Origin of the sequence: Streptomyces halobius (assembly GCF_023277745.1) — a bacterium.
Taxonomy (GTDB): Bacteria; Actinomycetota; Actinomycetes; order Streptomycetales; family Streptomycetaceae; genus Streptomyces; species Streptomyces halobius.
Window position 1 is genome coordinate 8614188 of record NZ_CP086322.1, and the last position, 14759, is coordinate 8628946.

The 14759-nt window shown below is 69.7% G+C and carries 19 protein-coding genes and 1 pseudogene; 12 read left to right on the forward strand and 8 right to left on the reverse strand.

Going from position 1 to position 14759, the window contains the following annotated elements:
• The first annotated feature begins 289 nt into the window (after nucleotides 1-289).
• From K9S39_RS39095 to K9S39_RS39110, 4 genes are all read left to right on the forward strand, one after another.
• Nucleotides 290-616 (forward strand): plasmid stabilization protein, encoded by a 327-nt coding sequence (locus tag K9S39_RS39095; RefSeq protein ID WP_248868019.1) that lies wholly within the window; start codon nucleotides 290-292, stop codon nucleotides 614-616.
• A gap of 65 nt (nucleotides 617-681) precedes the next feature.
• Nucleotides 682-1461 (forward strand): alpha/beta fold hydrolase, encoded by a 780-nt coding sequence (locus K9S39_RS39100; protein WP_248868020.1) that lies wholly within the window; start codon nucleotides 682-684, stop codon nucleotides 1459-1461.
• Nucleotides 1458-2852 carry a hypothetical protein gene (locus tag K9S39_RS39105; protein ID WP_248868021.1) on the forward strand — a complete coding sequence of 465 codons (1395 nt, stop codon included), beginning with the start codon at nucleotides 1458-1460 and terminating at the stop codon, nucleotides 2850-2852. Before K9S39_RS39100 ends, K9S39_RS39105 begins: the two co-directional genes overlap by 4 nt.
• A gap of 58 nt (nucleotides 2853-2910) precedes the next feature.
• The gene (locus K9S39_RS39110) at nucleotides 2911-3285 is read left to right on the forward strand and encodes a DUF6221 family protein (protein ID WP_248868022.1); all 375 of its coding nucleotides are present in this window, start codon (nucleotides 2911-2913) and stop codon (nucleotides 3283-3285) included.
• A 45-nt stretch (nucleotides 3286-3330) separates the two neighbouring features.
• Here K9S39_RS39110 and K9S39_RS39115 read toward each other — a convergent pair whose 3' ends face one another.
• Nucleotides 3331-3900 (reverse strand): hypothetical protein, encoded by a 570-nt coding sequence (locus K9S39_RS39115; RefSeq protein WP_248868023.1) that lies wholly within the window; start codon nucleotides 3898-3900, stop codon nucleotides 3331-3333.
• Nucleotides 3901-3989: 89 nt separating this feature from the next.
• Here K9S39_RS39115 and K9S39_RS39120 point away from each other — a divergent pair, with 89 nt between their 5' ends.
• Complete coding sequence (locus tag K9S39_RS39120; RefSeq protein WP_248861300.1) at nucleotides 3990-4754, forward strand: Fpg/Nei family DNA glycosylase; 765 nt, start codon at nucleotides 3990-3992, stop codon at nucleotides 4752-4754.
• Between the two features lie 201 nt (nucleotides 4755-4955).
• On the opposite strand, the gene K9S39_RS39125 is transcribed toward K9S39_RS39120, so the two are convergent.
• Together K9S39_RS39125 and K9S39_RS39130 are read right to left on the reverse strand one after the other, a co-directional pair.
• Complete coding sequence (locus K9S39_RS39125; protein ID WP_248868024.1) at nucleotides 4956-6251, reverse strand: alcohol dehydrogenase catalytic domain-containing protein; 1296 nt, start codon at nucleotides 6249-6251, stop codon at nucleotides 4956-4958.
• A gap of 150 nt (nucleotides 6252-6401) precedes the next feature.
• Nucleotides 6402-6827, reverse strand: a complete 426-nt coding sequence (locus K9S39_RS39130; RefSeq protein ID WP_248868025.1) for a hypothetical protein — start codon at nucleotides 6825-6827, stop codon at nucleotides 6402-6404.
• Between the two features lie 33 nt (nucleotides 6828-6860).
• On the opposite strand from K9S39_RS39130, the gene K9S39_RS39135 reads away from it, so the two are divergent.
• The 3 genes from K9S39_RS39135 (at nucleotide 6861) to K9S39_RS39145 (ending at nucleotide 8031) form a co-directional block, all read left to right on the forward strand.
• Nucleotides 6861-7340: a site-specific integrase gene (locus K9S39_RS39135; protein ID WP_248868026.1), complete on the forward strand. Its 480-nt coding sequence runs from the start codon at nucleotides 6861-6863 to the stop codon at nucleotides 7338-7340.
• Nucleotides 7341-7352: 12 nt separating this feature from the next.
• Nucleotides 7353-7640, forward strand: a complete 288-nt coding sequence (locus K9S39_RS39140; RefSeq protein ID WP_248868027.1) for a hypothetical protein — start codon at nucleotides 7353-7355, stop codon at nucleotides 7638-7640.
• A gap of 160 nt (nucleotides 7641-7800) precedes the next feature.
• Nucleotides 7801-8031, forward strand: a complete 231-nt coding sequence (locus K9S39_RS39145) for a peptide deformylase (RefSeq protein WP_283113272.1) — start codon at nucleotides 7801-7803, stop codon at nucleotides 8029-8031.
• A gap of 42 nt (nucleotides 8032-8073) precedes the next feature.
• Here K9S39_RS39145 and K9S39_RS39150 read toward each other — a convergent pair whose 3' ends face one another.
• From K9S39_RS39150 to K9S39_RS39160, 3 genes are all read right to left on the reverse strand, one after another.
• Nucleotides 8074-8763: a potassium channel family protein gene (locus tag K9S39_RS39150; protein WP_248868029.1), complete on the reverse strand. Its 690-nt coding sequence runs from the start codon at nucleotides 8761-8763 to the stop codon at nucleotides 8074-8076.
• On the reverse strand, nucleotides 8756-10057 hold the full coding sequence (locus K9S39_RS39155) for a TrkH family potassium uptake protein (protein WP_248869177.1): 1302 nt from the start codon (nucleotides 10055-10057) through the stop codon (nucleotides 8756-8758). The genes K9S39_RS39150 and K9S39_RS39155 overlap by 8 nt, the downstream gene beginning before the upstream one ends.
• Nucleotides 10058-10268: 211 nt before the next feature.
• Nucleotides 10269-10643 (reverse strand): thiamine pyrophosphate-binding protein, encoded by a 375-nt coding sequence (locus K9S39_RS39160; RefSeq protein ID WP_283113274.1) that lies wholly within the window; start codon nucleotides 10641-10643, stop codon nucleotides 10269-10271.
• 597 nt (nucleotides 10644-11240) lie between these two features.
• Here K9S39_RS39160 and K9S39_RS39165 point away from each other — a divergent pair.
• Both K9S39_RS39165 and K9S39_RS39170 read left to right on the forward strand, forming a co-directional pair.
• Nucleotides 11241-11477 (forward strand): hypothetical protein, encoded by a 237-nt coding sequence (locus tag K9S39_RS39165; RefSeq protein ID WP_248868030.1) that lies wholly within the window; start codon nucleotides 11241-11243, stop codon nucleotides 11475-11477.
• Nucleotides 11478-11625: 148 nt separating this feature from the next.
• Nucleotides 11626-12102, forward strand: a complete 477-nt coding sequence (locus K9S39_RS39170; protein ID WP_248869252.1) for a hypothetical protein — start codon at nucleotides 11626-11628, stop codon at nucleotides 12100-12102.
• A gap of 345 nt (nucleotides 12103-12447) precedes the next feature.
• Here K9S39_RS39170 and ku read toward each other — a convergent pair.
• A pseudogene (gene ku, locus K9S39_RS39175) lies at nucleotides 12448-13116 on the reverse strand (non-homologous end joining protein Ku); the annotation flags it as partial.
• 3 nt (nucleotides 13117-13119) lie between these two features.
• Here ku and K9S39_RS39180 point away from each other — a divergent pair.
• Nucleotides 13120-13275, forward strand: coding sequence for a DUF6131 family protein (locus K9S39_RS39180; protein ID WP_248868031.1), 156 nt, complete (start codon nucleotides 13120-13122; stop codon nucleotides 13273-13275).
• A 38-nt stretch (nucleotides 13276-13313) separates the two neighbouring features.
• A complete protein-coding gene (locus K9S39_RS42580) occupies nucleotides 13314-13937 on the forward strand; it encodes an SPW repeat protein (protein ID WP_319949618.1) in 624 nt (207 codons plus the stop codon).
• A gap of 35 nt (nucleotides 13938-13972) precedes the next feature.
• Here the strand turns inward: K9S39_RS42580 and K9S39_RS39190 are convergent, their stop codons facing one another.
• Nucleotides 13973-14401 carry a helix-turn-helix domain-containing protein gene (locus tag K9S39_RS39190; protein ID WP_319949619.1) on the reverse strand — a complete coding sequence of 143 codons (429 nt, stop codon included), beginning with the start codon at nucleotides 14399-14401 and terminating at the stop codon, nucleotides 13973-13975.
• Between the last annotated feature and the right edge of the window lie 358 nt (nucleotides 14402-14759).

Below are 14759 nucleotides of genomic sequence, written 5' to 3' on the forward strand. Positions count from 1 at the left end.
CGTACGGAAGAATTACTCTCCGGCCCGGCGGTCTCGGCGCCGCCGACGTACTTGGCTGGCCGGTCGCGATCGGCATCGGCGTCGGCTACGCCATCCTCCGACCCGAACGCGGGGCGCCTGGCGCCTCGTCCACGACCAGGCCCGCGAGCGCGTGACGCACGCGGGCCCACGATCGGCCCGCACGTCTCGCGCACGGCCGCGGTTGGAGGTGCACTGGGACATGTCCGTCGGGCGCCGTCCTGCGCCCTGCCCGATGGCCGCAGACCGCCGACCGGAACCAGGAGCCGTCATGCCAGCAGGTTCGAGCAAGAAGCGTGAGCGCCAGTACGAGCACATCAAGGAAGGCGCCAAGGAACGGGGCGAGTCGACGCAGCGGGCGAAGGAGATCGCCGCCCGGACCGTCCAGAAGGAGCGCGCCCGCTCCGGCGAGGTGAAGAAGTCCAGCAGGGTCTCCACCCAGGACCCCAAGTCCGCCCCGCAACGCGGCGGCGAACGGTCCGGCAAGGGAGCCCAGGGCCCGACCAAGGACCAGTTGTACGAGGAGGCCAGGAGACGCCACATCGACGGCCGCTCCAACATGACCAAGGAGCAGCTCCGTAACGCCCTCGGCAAGTGACGGACGTGTCCCGGCTCGCAGCCCGCTGAGCGAGCGGCACGCGCGGAACCCGTAAGGAACGCACCATGGAGCGGATCACGGCCACGGTGAACGGCCGGCCGATGGTGGCCTGGCGGAGTGCCGGACCGGAGCCGCCGGTGGTGTGCGTCCACGGCGCCGGCATCTCCAGTCGCACATTCCGGCCGTTCACCGAGGTACTCGGCCACGCACACGACGCATGGGCCGTGGACCTTCCCGGGTTCGGTGCCGGCGCCGGGCCCCCGCGCCCGCTGGTCCTGCGGGCGCTGGCCGACGCGGTCGCCGAGTGGCTGACCGCCGTCGGCCTGGACCACGCGGTGCTCCTCGGTGGCTCGTTCGGCTGCCAGGTGGCCGTCGACACCGCCGTCCGGCATCCGGCGCGGATCGCCGGGCTGGTGCTGGTGGGACCGACCGTCGACGCCGCAGCGCGCGGCTTCACCCGCCAACTGCTGCGCTGGATACGCAACTCGCCCCACGAACGGGCCTCGATGGCACCGCTCAACCTCGCCGACTACCGCGACGCGGGCGTGCGCGGCGTGGCCGGCGCGTTCGCCGAGTCGTTGCGCGACCGCATCGAGGACAAGCTGCCGCACGTCCTGATGCCCGCGCTGGTGGTCCGCGGGGCGGAGGACCGGCTTGTTCCCCAGGAGCGGGCGGAGGAGGTGACCCGGCTGCTGCCGGTGGGCCGCCTGTCCGTGGTGCCGGACTCCGGGCACATGGTGCCCTACCGGCGTCCGCATGCCCTGGCCGGGCTCGTCGGCGACTTCCTCACGCACGCCGGCGTGACCGACCCCGGCGAGCGATCGGCGGACCGGAGGACGGGGTGAAGGCGTCCAGGGCGGTCGCCTCGTTCGACTCGGCCACCGGGATGCTGCGTGCCCTGTCCCGCTTCCTCGCCGGCCGGGACATCCCGGCCCTCGGCCAGGTCCCCGCCGCCCTGGAGGCACCGCTTTCCGGCCTGCTCGGCGTCGTCAACCGGCTGCCGGACGCGGCCCGGGAGCGGATCTACGCGGCGGGCGGCTGGGCCGAGGCGACACCGCTGCGGCGCGCCGGAGAGGTGCGGGCGGAGGCACTCGCCGCGTGGGTCACCGGTCACTACCCCCGGCGCCGCTATCCGGTGATCTTCGTCGGGTCCGCCAACGGCGCCCTGGTCCATCTGGCCGCGGCGCTGGACGCGGCGTGGCTGCCGCAGACGCTGCTGCTGCCCGTCCGCCGCCGCGGGGTCGCCCCGGACGACCCGCGCGGCGATCTGCACGCGGTCCGTGACGCGGGCCGGGCACTGCTCGCCGCCAACCCCGGCCTCGTACTGCACCACATGCACGATCCCAACCAGGACCGGCTCATGATCGCCGGAATGACGTACTTCCGCGTCAAATGGCACCGGCTGCCCGCGGCCTACCGCCGGTTCATCCACGACCACCTGGCCCCCGGCGGCACCCTCGTCGCCGTCGACTGCACACTGCGCTGGCCCACCACCGACGTCGCCGACCGGTACGTGTTCCAGTTCGGAGCGCTGGGCGACGCCGCGCCCGAGGAATACCACCGGGGCGGCCCGCGGGTCGCCGACCTGCTCGCCCGCCACGGCTCCTCGGTGCGCCGCTGGGACCCGCCCGCCCCGAACGGCGAGAGTCCGGAGGCGGAATGGGGCCTGCACCCCGCGCTCCTCGCCGACGTCTCCGCCTTCGCCGCACAGCACCGGCTCACCCTGGACGTGCTGCGCTTCGACACTCCGCAACGGCTCAGCCCCGCCGTCGCCGGCCTCTACCGCTCCTGGTACGCCGACCGCGGTCTGCCCGCCGACCGCCTCCTGGTCGAGTCGTTCCTGCTGCTCGACCCCTGGCAGGCGCTGCGCACCGGCTCGGTGCCGTACTGGTCCGTCTTCGGCACCGAGACCTTCCGCGCCGGTCTGGAGGCGTATCTGGACAGCACCGATCCGTACGACGAGATCCGGGTCCTGCTGTTCAACCACGGCACCGCGTCCATCGGCCTGGCCGGCGCGGCGGACTGGCGGCGCACCGCCGCCCGCGCCCGCGAGATCGGCGTACTGACCGGCGCGGACGCCACCGCATACCCGCGTGACTTCGCCGGCCTGGTCCGGGCGCACCGGGAGCTGGGCAAGATCCGTACCCGCTATCCGCTGCCACTGCCGCCGCTGCACGCCGCCTATGCCGCCACGGCTCTCACCGGCCATGACGGGATCGTCTGGCGGCGGTGGTAGGCCGATGTCCCGTCAAGGGTGCTGGCAGCACAGCGAAAGGGGTAATAGCGTCACGCTCATGACCGACGACCAGTTCCCCGACATGCCCGCCGACTCGCTCGCGAAGAGCGAGGACCCGGAGGCGGCAGTCATCCGGCAGTCTCTCCTTCCCGACGCCGTGCGGAGCGGCGAAAACCTGGTGATGTTCTTGCGCAAGCGTCTTGCGGACGAGGCAACCGCCCTCCGTGAGGCTCTTGCGAAGGGCGCACCCCATGCCTCCGTGCGCGGCCTTGAGGACATTCAGGCCAAGCTGTATGTGCTGGACGAAGTCGAGTCGGCCGCGCTCGCGAGAGACAGGTCACCGGCCTATATGAAGGGGCTGATGTACGCCGTGCGGCAACTGGGAGCCGTGTACTCCGATCATCCGGACTACAAGGCGAATTGGCGCCCCTGACGGCCCGGTGCGGGCCGCCGCCCGGCCGGGCCGGGTTCCGTGCCGTCAGGCTGCCCGTTTGCGTTTCCGTAGGACGTCGACGAACCGGTCGCCGGTGGCGCCTGCGTCCTTACGGATTCTCGCCAGTGCCTCGCCGAACTCCTCCGGGCCGGCGGCACGCAGCGCCAGCTGGGAGGCGTACGACTTCACGGGCTTGAGCCAGACCGGGAAGTGTGTCCCGCGCGGCGGGGCGTCCGTCACGTCCGGGTCGATCAGCGCGAACCAGGGCATCCCGTCGATCACCTTGCGCTGCTCGATTGGGCTCCAGTACTTGTGCTCGCACTTCAGTACGGCCTCCAGGCTCGGCCGGCGCAAGCCGTGCCGCGCGCACAGCACCGGCACCATCATGCTGGCCGGAAGGTCCCGGTACGCGACGATCGCGTCGGGCTCGGCGTCCGCGGCGGCAAGGGCCCGCTCGGCCCGCATGAGCAACTCGGGTACTGGTGTCCCGGCATCCGGCAGCTCGGCCCGGGTGAGGAGACCGTGGAGCCGGTACTCCTCGGCGTTCGGGATCTTCCGGAGCGTCGCCGGGTTCTTGTCGTCGAGCCCGAGGACGAAGATGTGTGAGCTCGCCATGGAGACCGAGTAGCCGCGACGTGCGGCCCCGAAACCCCGCACTGCGCGTGGGCGTGATTCGGCCGGCCGGGCCAGGGGTACCCGGGGCCATGCCCGAGCTGCCTGACGTCGAGGGATTCCGGGAAATCCTGGCCTCCTGTGCGCGCGGCCGCCGGATCAAGCGGGTCGAAGTCATGGACGCCGACGTGTTGCACGGAGCGGGCGCCCGGAGGCTGGCCCGTGAGCTGACCGGCCGCCGCCTCGCCGAGCCGGAGCGGCACGGCAAGTGGCTGCTCGTCCGCACCGACGGTCCCACCGTGCTCCTTCACTTCGGCATGACCGGTCTGCTGCTCTGCTGCGACGCCGACGAGCCGCGCCACCGGCACGACCGGGTCGTTCTCACCGTCGACGGCCACGAGCTCCGCTACCGCGATCAGCGCAAGCTGCGCGGCCTGTGGCCCGACGATCCCGACCGCGTACTGAGCGACCAGGGCCCGGACGCGATGGACCTCGGCCTCGCGGACTTCAGGGAGCTGCTCTCAGCCCGGCGGGGCGGGCTGAAGTCGGCGCTGATGAACCAGTCGCTGCTCGCCGGGCTCGGCAACCTGACCGCCGACGAGATCCTGTGGCGAGCCCGGCTGCGCCCCTCCCGTGCCGCTTCCGGGCTCACCGGCGAGGAGGTGCGGCGCCTGCACGCACGGCTGCGCAGCGTCCTGCGCTCCTCGATACGCGTCGGCCAGATCCCGCCGAGGCCCAGCTGGCTGACCGGGCACCGCGACGACGCGGACCCGCACTGCCCGCGCTGCGACGGCCGGCTGCGCCGCGACCGCATCGCCGGCCGCACGGCGGTGTGGTGCCCGGCGTGCCAGCGCTGAACACGCATGGGCGGAGCGGTGGCGCGCTGCTCCACTTCAGTGACCGGTGACCGGTGCCCCATGGCCGGGCCTCCCCGGGCGGCGGGCGACCGGAAGTACCGACCACAGGTCCGGCAGGCACGGTCAGGCTCAGGTCAGGGCGCGCGTCCGCCGCGACGTGCACCGGTCCTGTCGTTCAGTCGGTCCTGTCGTTCTCCGGTCTCACCCGTGGGGTGCGCTGCCGCCGGTTGTGCCCGCGCCGGGGCCAGCGGACGCGCCCTCGCCGGGCGCCACGGCGTCCGCGCCGACCACCCCGAGGGCGACCTTGGTCCAGCCGTGCTCCCGGCGGTCGAACGACCGGTAGGCGCTGAGGGCGTCCTCCGTCGCCGACCAACGGGTGACCAGCGGCAGCGGGTCGAGCTCCCCCGAGGCCACCTTGGCGACGAGGCCGGGGATGTAGCGGCGGTGGTTGCAGTTGCCCATATGGAGCGTGAGGTTCTTCTGCATGGCCTCGCCGATGGGGAACCGGTCCGCCTGCGGCGGGTAGACGCCGACGATCCCGATCGTGCCGGCCTTGGCGGCCAGCTGGACGGACCAACGGGCGGCCAAGCTGGGCGCGTTGCCCGGCTGCCAGTCGGCGTCGGCGGGGGGACGGTGTCCGGCGGCGATCTCGTCGCGTTCACGGTCGAACCGCTCCTCCTGACCGGCAAGCGCCCGGGCGGCGGGCCCGCCCGCGGGCCGCTCGGCGTCCACGCCGACCGCCTCGATGACCCGGTCCACGCCGATGCCGCCGGTGAGCTCAAGCACAGCCTCGACGGGGTCCTCGGCCTGGAAGTCGATGATCTCGGCGTGCTGATCGCGGGCGAGGTCCAGCCGGTCCTGGACGCCGTCGACGACGATGATGCGGCCCCCGCCCTGGGACCGGGCGGCGGCGATGGCGCACTGGCCCACCGGGCCCGCGCCCAGGACGGCGACCGTGTCTCCCGGACTGACCTCGGCGAGCTTCGCGCCGAACCAGCCGGTGGGGAAGATGTCCGAGAGCAGGATCGCCTGGGCGTCGTCCACGGTGTCGGGCAGCGGCACGAGGCCGACGTGAGCGAAGGGCACCCGCGCGTACTCGGTCTGTAGTCCGTCGAGGCCGCCGACGGACTCGGGGCCGCCGAAGAAGGTGGTGCCGCCGCGGCGGCCCTGCGGGTTGGCGTTGTCGCACTGGGCGTAGTAGCCGGCCCGGCAGTAGCTGCACACGCCGCAGGCCACGGTGGAGGGGATGACCACCCGGTCGCCCGGGCGGAAGTTGCGCACGCCGGGGCCGGTCTCGGTGACGATGCCGACGGCCTCGTGCCCGAGCACCCGGCCCTCGGCCATGCCGGGGACGGCGCCGCGGACGAAGTGCAGGTCGGTGCCGCAGATCGCGCTTGTGGTAATGCGTACGACGGCGTCGTACGGGTCCTGGATGGTGGGTTCCGGCACGTCGTCGAGGCGGATGTCTCCGGGGGCGTGCCATACGACGGCCTTCATGCTTGTGCTCCTCTCTTGGGATGTGGGGTGCTGGGTGCGCTTCGTGGTACCCGTGGCAGGGCGGCCGAAAACGCGCCGCACGCTGTGCCTTCCATGAGCTGGGGCGTGCTTCCCTCGCGGGCTCCCCGGCCTCATCCGTGTCCACACGGCTCACGAAGCCTTTCCGAGCGCCTCGATGAGCTCGTCCCGGTTCATCGAAGAGCGCCCGGGGATGTCGGCATCGGCGGCACGTTCATGGAGCTGCTTCTTGTTGAGCCGTTCCAGGGTGCCCTTGCCCTGCTTGCCTCCCGCCCGGCCCTTGCGCTGCTTGCTCCCCGCCCGGTCGACGCTCTTCTGCAGTACGTCCGTCAGGTCGACCACGCTGGTGGCCTGCGGGGGCGGCTCGGCCTTCTCGTATGTCTCCCCCTTGGCCTTCGCCTCGACGAGCTCCAGAACGCGCTCGCGGTAGATGTCCCGGTATTCCTCCGGGTGCCACTCCATGTCGAGGGCCTCGACCAGCTCCACCGCCGTCTTGAGCTCCTTCTCGGGCAGCTTGGCCGACGTCAGGCATGTAAGATAAGTAGGCTGGTTCTGCACTTGCCTGAACGGTATCCAAGGGTGATAGGCACGTTGGCTACGTCTGCTGTCCTCCACCGCACTACCGAGCTGAGCGAGCCATATCGGGGGACGGGTCTACGTACTGGGTCGAAGTTCCTGCGCTACACCCTGCCGGGGTTCGAGCCGGGTGAGGACGGCCAGCACCGCACGATCCAGGCCCGGAGGATCAAGTACCGCGTCGCGGTGCCGGGTTACGAGTGGCTGTCGGACGACCAGATCGAGAAGGTCCTCGACTGCACGACGCACGCCCGCGACCGGTTCCTCGTGGCCCTGCTGGCCGTCACCGGGATGCGGATCGGCGAGGGGCTGGGGCTGCGGCGCGAGGACATGCACTTCCTGCCCGACTTCACCTCGCTGGGCTGCCGGGTCGGGGGACCGCATGTCCATGTGCGGCGCCGTCTGAACAGCAACAATGCGTATGCCAAGTCGCATTACTCGCGGTGGATTCCGGTGGAGGCCGAGACCGTGGAGCTGTACGCCGCCTACCGCTAAGAGCGTGACACGGTGCCTGAGGCGGAGGGCTGCGACATGGTGTTCGTGAACCTGTTCCACGCCCCGCTGGGCGTCGGGCCTGGCTGGACCGCCCTGCTCGACCAGCTCCACCGCGACCTGCTCACCCTCGCCCCGGACTACCAGCTCGACGACCTCGCCACCAGATTCGGCGGCCTGTGCATCCACATTGCCGACCGCTTCGACGAGGCCGGCGAGTACAACGGCGCCTTCATGGATGCCGCGACCGCCCTCAGCGATGCCGCGGAGACCGTCTCCGAGCACACCTGCGAGCTGTGCTAAGCCCCCGGCCGTCCGCGCTTCCGCGGCGACCACCACCCCGCATGGATCATCACCGTCTGCGAGACGTGCCGCACCCGCCCCCTGAGCAGATCAGCCATCCGAACGCGCGCCATCAGCAACGTGCCTAACCAAGCTCTACGGCGCTGAACTGCAAGAACTCTTGACAACACTAGATAAGCGACGGCCCCTGAAGATCACCGTGGAGACCACAGCCCTGACCGGCGAGACCGTGACCACCGTGTACGACCGCGGCCTCGCCCGCCTCATCCACCACGAGATCGACCACCGCGACGGCCTGCTCTGCACCGCCCGCATGCGAACTGGAGTCGACCCGATCCCCGTGGAGGAGTACCGGCAGACCGGCCGGCCCTGGGTGTACGAAGGCGCCTGACCATGCCTCACGGGCGGGGCCGGTGTCTGCCGTTTTCCCGTCCTACTGGAGTTCGCTGAAGCGTTCGGTCGCTCGGGTGCGGCCAGCGACGATGATGGTGTCGTCAGCCTCCACGACGGTCTCGGCGGTGGCGTAGGTGAAACCTTCGCCGGGGCGTTTGATGGCGACGACGGTGACGCCGTAGCGGGAGCGGACGGCGCTGTTGGACAGGGGGATGCCGACGATGTCGGCGGGCGGGTTGGTTTTGACCATGGCGAAGTCGTCCTCGAACTCGATGTAATCGAGCATGCGGCCGCGTACGAGGTGGGCGACGCGCTGGCCCATGTCGTGTTCGGGGTAGACGACGTGGTGGACGCCCAGCTGGGTGAGGATGCGGCCGTGGGCTTCGCTGATGGCCTTGGCCCAGACGTTTTCGATGCCGAAGGAGATCAGCAGCGAGGCGGTGAGGATGCTGGCTTCCAGGTCGGTGCCGATGGCGACGACGGCACGGTCGAACTCGTGGACGCCGAGCTGGCGCAGGGCGCCTTCCTTGGTGGAGTCGGCCCGCACGGTATGGGTGAGAGTGCTGGAGAGGGCTTGGACAACTTCTGCGTCTTCGTCGATGCCGAGGACTTCGGTGTCTTCGTCGACGAGTTCCAGGGCCAGTGCGCGGCCGAAGCGGCCCAGGCCGATGACGACGACGGAGCCGTGTGGTCCCGTGCGGCGTTTCTTGGGGGAGGCCTTCCTAGCCAATGACGGGTCGCTCCTCGGGAAGGTCGTACAGGCGGACGCGGCTGCGCAGGGCGAGTGCGGACGCGACGGTGATGGGGCCGAGCCGGCCGATGAACATCAACGCGATCAGCAGCAGCTGCAAGCCGGGGGACAGGTCGGCGGTGATGCCGGTGGACAGGCCGACGGTGGCGAAGGCGGAGGTGACCTCGAAGAGAGCCTGGTCCAGGCTGTGGTCGGAGACGACCATGAAGGTCACGGTGGTGATGGCGACGGCGGCCACGGACAGCAGTACCACGGTAAGGGCCTGGCGATGGAGGTCGCCGTGAAGGCGGCGGTGGAAGATGTTGACCGCGCCCTCACCACGGATCTCGGCGTATATGACGAAGAACAGCACGGCGAAGGTCGTGACCTTGATACCGCCGGCGGTGCCGGCGCTGGCGCCGCCGATGAACATCAGCACGTCGGTGCCGAGCCAGCTCGCGGGGTTCATCTGCGAGGTGTCGATGCTGTTGAACCCGGCGGTTCGCGGCATGACGCCCTGGAAGAACCCGGCCAGCAGCTTCCCCGGTGTGTCCAGGGGACCCAGGGTGGCCGGGTTGGACCATTCGATCGCGGTGATGAAGGCGCTGCCGCCGACCAGGAAGACCCCGGAGGCCCACAGCACGATCTTGGTGTGCAGGGACCAGCCGCGTGGCTTACGGAATCGGCGGCGCAGCTCGAACAGGACGGGGAAGCCCAGTCCGCCGGCGATGACAGCCAGCGCGATGGGCAGGCAGATCCACGGATCGGCGACGAAGCCCATCAGGCTGTCGGAGTAGAGGGCGAATCCGGCATTGTTGAACGCCGAGACGGCGTGGAAGACGCCGAGCCACAGCGCTCGCGTCCAGGACTCGTCGTAGGCGACGGCGAACCGCAGGGTCAGCACCAGCGCGGTGACCGCCTCCAGCAGCAGGCTGGCCTTGACCACACCGGTCACGACCGAGCGGACATCGCCCAGCCCCAGAGTCTTGGTCTCCGCGGCGGCCGTCATGCGCGCCTTCAGGCCGATGCGGTGGGAGACCAGCAGGACCAGCAGGGAGGCGAAGGTCATGATGCCGAAGCCGCCCACCTGGATCAGCGCCAGGATCACCGCCTGCCCGAATCCGCTCCAGTAGCCGGGGGTGTCCACCACGACCAGACCGGTCACACACACCGCGGAGGTGGAAGTGAACAACGCCTCCAGCACACTGGCACCGCCAGGCCCCGTCTTGGCGACCGGCAGCATCAGCAGACCGGTCCCGACCGCGACCGCCGCAGCGAAGCCGGCCACGACCACCTGCGCCGGATGCCGAAGACGCGGCCACCGACGCATCACCACAACAAGCCCTCCGCCCAGCGGACAGGCACCTTGATTGTTCGCACCCGGAGACGATAGACAACACCAGCACCCGTCCCCGGCACCGGACCCTGCCGTACGTCCGTCGTCGTGTCTGGGCTTGCAGCATGCGCCCCCGCCGCGGCAACCGTCCGCTACGGGTCCCGGGGGTTCAGTCATGACACCCCCGCCCGGCTCCGCTCAACGACGCCGCGGCCCTGGTGTCACGTGGGGCCGTCTGGCCGACGATGGCGACGACGGGAACGTGGTCGAGTTTGGCGTCATGGAGCCCGTTGAGCAGATGAACGGCTCCAGGACCTGAGGTCGCGGCGCAGACCCCGACTCTGCCGCAGAACTTGGTGTAGCCCACCGCCTGGAAGGCCGACATCTCCTCGTGCCGGGACTGGATGAACCTCGGTGGGTCCTCCGCCCGGTCCCACGCTGCGAGCAGTCCGTTGATGCCATCGCCCGCGTAGGCGAAGACGTGCTCCACATCCCACTCGCGCAGCCGCTTGAGGATGTAGTCGGCAACGTGCGTTCTGCTCATGACACACCTCCGACCGCTCGTGCGTCAGTGGCATCGTCGGGTATCACGCAGAAATCGCCTCAACCCCCGTTTCCGCTGCTCATCCGAGGAGCGCACGGGGCTTGAGCGGTGGAGTCCGCATGCCCTCGCCGGTGCGCAGGGCCGTGAGGAATTCGGCGAGCATCTCCTCGGCCGTGTGCTGCGGGGTCCCAGCTGGTCCCGGGCGCGTGCAGCATCCAGGAGGGGCAGCTCGAGCAGGGCGTCGAGCAACTGCGGCGGGACGGGGGCGAGGTGGGCCGTCCACGCGGCGCTTGCGGCGGTGTGGACGGCCTGCCGGGGCAGCCGCACCACGCGGGCGCCGAGCAGTCGGGCAAGCACCCCCGCGTCGATCACGGGTTCGGCGGCCAGGTTGAAGGCGCCCCGGGCGTCGGACCGCCGGTCAGCTGTTCCTGCGTGCCTGCACGGAGGCGAGCATCGACCCGGACGAGACGTACGTGACGAACGCGGTGACGCACTTCAGGTTCATCAGAGGGAGGAGCGCGGCAAGCGGCGCATCCACAAGCCCCGCTGCGCGAGCTGACCGCGTGCCAGCCGTGGCTCGCGGCCGAACGTCACCTCGTGAAAACCGAGTTGATCATTACGGTGGGCGCCACCGCGGGCAAGGCGCTGTACGGCTCCGGCTCCCGCGTGACGCGGGAGTGCAGCACCGTGCTCGACCCCCGGACGGCCTTGACGCCGACGAAGTCGTGGCCACGATCCACCCTTCGACCGTGCTGCGTGTCGAACGAGAACCGCGAGGAGATATACGCGGGCCTGGTGTGCGAACTCCGAGTAGCGACAGCGGCCCTGGGCTGACTTTGGCTTCATACGTTCACCTGGCCGAGCCCGCCGGGGGGTGCCGGTTCGCGGCTGAGGCTCGTCCGGTACGGCCAGCCGGGTATCTTGCCCTCTGGCTCGTCCGCGCCTTGGGGGCGGTGGAGGTTCTCGCTGAAAGCCTTGAGCAGTGTCGGAAGAACGGAAGGCAGCGGGCAAGGACGTGTCCGGGATGCTGGGCCTCTATGGGCGCGGAGTCCGTACGGCGCTGCGGGACAACGCGACGGCGTACGGTTTCTCGATCTCCATCACGGCAGCGTACGGACTCGTGACTAGCACCCAGGGGACCGCTGCCGCGGGCGAGACCGTGATGTTCGCGCTGGGGTCCGCGACGGCGTTCCTCGTAGTGGGCCTGGTCTTTCTGACACTTTTCCGCCACGCCCGGCTGTCCGAGGGAGAACAGGAACTGACCCTCGGCGGAGTCATCGATGTGCTCTCCGTGGCCGTTGCCGTGTCGGCGGCCTATGGACTGTCCCTCGTTCCTGGTTTCGCCGCGTGGCCTTTGACCGGCCTTGGCACGGTCAGCGCGTACCTGCTGGCCGGTGGCATGGACGTGGTCCTTGCCCGTCTCACGGCACGGCACACCAGCATGGGTAAGCCGGAGTGACGCGTTGCGTACCATGCGACCCGCCCGTTCGGCACCCGCGCGTACCGTACGACAGCAGACTGTTCCGCTTTCCTCGTGAGGGCCGCCGCCAGTTCTGCACGATTCATCGAGGACCTGCCGCGAATGCCGGCCTCGGTGGCTCGCTCGTACAGTTCGGACTTGCTCAGCCTGGCCAGATCCTTCTTTGCCGGTGCACGTTTTCCCTAGCCCCGGGCGGAGTCGACGCTGGCTTCCAGCACGCTCATGAGGTCCACGACGTTGGTGGACTCGGGCGGTTCCTGCGCCTTTTCCACCGTCTCCCCCCTTCTGCTTCGCCTCGACGAGCTTGCGGACGTTTTCCTGATAGACGTCGTGGTAGTCCTCGGGATTCCATGTGGTGCTCAGCGTTTCGATGAGCTGCACCGCGGTCTTGAGCTCCTTGCCGCGCACCCGCGACTTTCCGGGCAGATCGCGTACCTCGCGGTTCGGGTCGCGCACCTCATCGGCCCAATGCAGTGTGTGCAGCGCCAGGATGTCGTCCTCCGCCTTCACCGCCACGAGGTATTCGCGGTTCCGCATCACGAAAGTGGCGATACCGGCCTTGTTGCACTCGGCAAGCGCTCTGTGCAGCAGGCTGTAGACCTTTCCGTGCTCCTTCCCGCCCGGCCCCCGGTAGTACGTCTGGTCGAAAAAAATGGGCTCCACTTCATCGAGGTCGACAAAGCCGCTGATCTCCAGGGCCTTGGAACGCCCGGGCGCGATCTCGTCCAGTTCATCGGGCTCGATCAGGACGTATTCGTCGCCCACATCGAGCCCCTTGACGATCTCGTCGGCCGGAACCTCTTTGCCGGTGCGTTCGTTCACCCGCCGGTTACGGATCCGGTCGGGGGTACCGCGCTGGATGTGGTGAAAGCGGATGGTGTGGCTGTCCGTCGCGGAATACAGCCGCGCCCCCGCCCTCGCCCCGGGCGAGTGTTGACCCTGGGGCGGATGCGGATCACAGTGTGAGTAGGCATGCTCACGAGATCGGAGAATGCTGTGATCATTCTCGGAATCATTCTGCTGGTCATCGGTTTCGTGGCCGAGATCTCCATACTGTGGACCATCGGCCTCATCCTGCTCGTTGTCGGAGCGGCTCTGTGGCTCCTCGGTTCCATGGGCCGCGCGGTCGGCGGACGACGGCACTACTGGTAGCGGAAGTGGCCTTTTCCCATTTCGAGGAGGTGGTCCAGGTGACCGCTCCCACCCATGTGCCGAGCATGGAGCAGCACCCGGACATCGTGGAACTGCGCGCGCGTTACGAAAGAGCGGCTGTGACACCTTTCGGGCAGGGCCTGGAGGCCCTGGCCATTGTCGTCGGCCTCTTTCTCGCCGTCTCGCCCTGGGTTGTGGGTTTCAGCGGACTGACGACGCTGGCGGCGGCCAACCTGATCACCGGAGTCGCCTACGCGGTGCTCATCGGGGGTTTCGGCCCCGCCTTCGAGCGGAGCCACGCCCGCGGCTGGGCCGCGACCGCGATCGGACTGTGGACCGTCATCGCGCCGTGGTCCGTGGCCGGCGACGTCGCCACGACCCGCACCGTCATCAGCAACGTCATCACCGGCGCCCTGGCGCTGTGCCTCGCGCTGGCGATGTGCAGTCTCGCCAGAACGGATGCCCGCCGGCTGGCCAGGCAGACGGAGGGAACGCCGCGCCCGGCGGGCAGGCTGTTCCACCGCACCGCTCCGACGCCCCCGGCGGCCCGCGGCGAGCGCCCCGGGGCTGTGCCGGGCGCGAACCCCGAGGTCACGGGTATGGGCGACCGCCGAGCGGACATAGGGCGCGACAAGGACGCGGGCGGCCGAGGCGAGCAGTGACCGAGGGCACCGGCCCTCTCCCCGTACCGCCCGGATCACCTGCACGGGATTCCGCAGGAGGGCGTCGTCAATCGCCTTTCGGGCGGCCGGCCCCGACCCGGCAGGCACGCCCTGGGGCGCCCCGTACCCCCGGCCCCCCGGCGTCCGGACCACCAGCACATCGTCCACGCCGACCTCGGCCACCGTGTCCGCTCCGTCTCGGTGATCCGCCGTTTACGCCCCTGGTCACCGAGATCCTCCAAACCTTCCAGGCCACAACGGTTGAAGCGGTGCAGCCGGCGGCGCACAGTCTTCTGCCCGCATCCGACCTCATCCGCGATTGTTGGCACCCGCAGTCCGGCCCAGCTCAGATCCACCATTCGCGCCCGCATCACCAGATCTCGCGGAGCCTTCCGCGCCCGTGCCAGCCGCCGGATCACCGCAAGCTCGTCATCATCACGGCCCGGCCGTGCCCGTAACACCATCGACCAGCACCCGTCCCCGAGCACTCGCAACCACCCCGCCACCAGCACATATACCCAGCGAAAGAGGAATCGAGCACTAGCCCGCTGTCCTATCGCATTGAAGCTGTCGGATTCTCACCTCGTTCTCGTTCACGCTGTCGGATTCTCATCGCGTCACGCGCTGGGCGCGGCTTTTGCTTCGTTTCTGGGGTTTTGTCTCACTTCGTTGGTCGCGTTCTCACTGCACCTGCCACGGTCGCTTTCGGCATGGAGAGCCGAGCTGGCAGAGGGTTGCTCGCTTCGGTAGTTCCACATCTTCCTGGCCGAGAGCTGCTCCCCGGCGGCGAGGCCGCACCGCAGCCTGGTGAACCTCGCGCCG

Bases quoted from the DNA above. Each gene is read 5' to 3' on its own strand.
- K9S39_RS39095 (WP_248868019.1), top strand. From the start codon at position 290: ATGCCAGCAGGTTCGAGCAAGAAGCGTGAGCGCCAGTACGAGCACATC.
- K9S39_RS39100 (WP_248868020.1), top strand. From the start codon at position 682: ATGGAGCGGATCACGGCCACGGTGAACGGCCGGCCGATGGTGGCCTGG.
- K9S39_RS39110 (WP_248868022.1), top strand. From the start codon at position 2,911: ATGACCGACGACCAGTTCCCCGACATGCCCGCCGACTCGCTCGCGAAG.
- K9S39_RS39115 (WP_248868023.1), bottom strand. From the start codon at position 3,900: ATGGCGAGCTCACACATCTTCGTCCTCGGGCTCGACGACAAGAACCCG.
- K9S39_RS39120 (WP_248861300.1), top strand. From the start codon at position 3,990: ATGCCCGAGCTGCCTGACGTCGAGGGATTCCGGGAAATCCTGGCCTCC.
- K9S39_RS39125 (WP_248868024.1), bottom strand. From the start codon at position 6,251: ATGAAGGCCGTCGTATGGCACGCCCCCGGAGACATCCGCCTCGACGAC.
- K9S39_RS39160 (WP_283113274.1), bottom strand. From the start codon at position 10,643: ATGAGCAGAACGCACGTTGCCGACTACATCCTCAAGCGGCTGCGCGAG.
- K9S39_RS39190 (WP_319949619.1), bottom strand. From the start codon at position 14,401: ATGGTGTTACGGGCACGGCCGGGCCGTGATGATGACGAGCTTGCGGTG.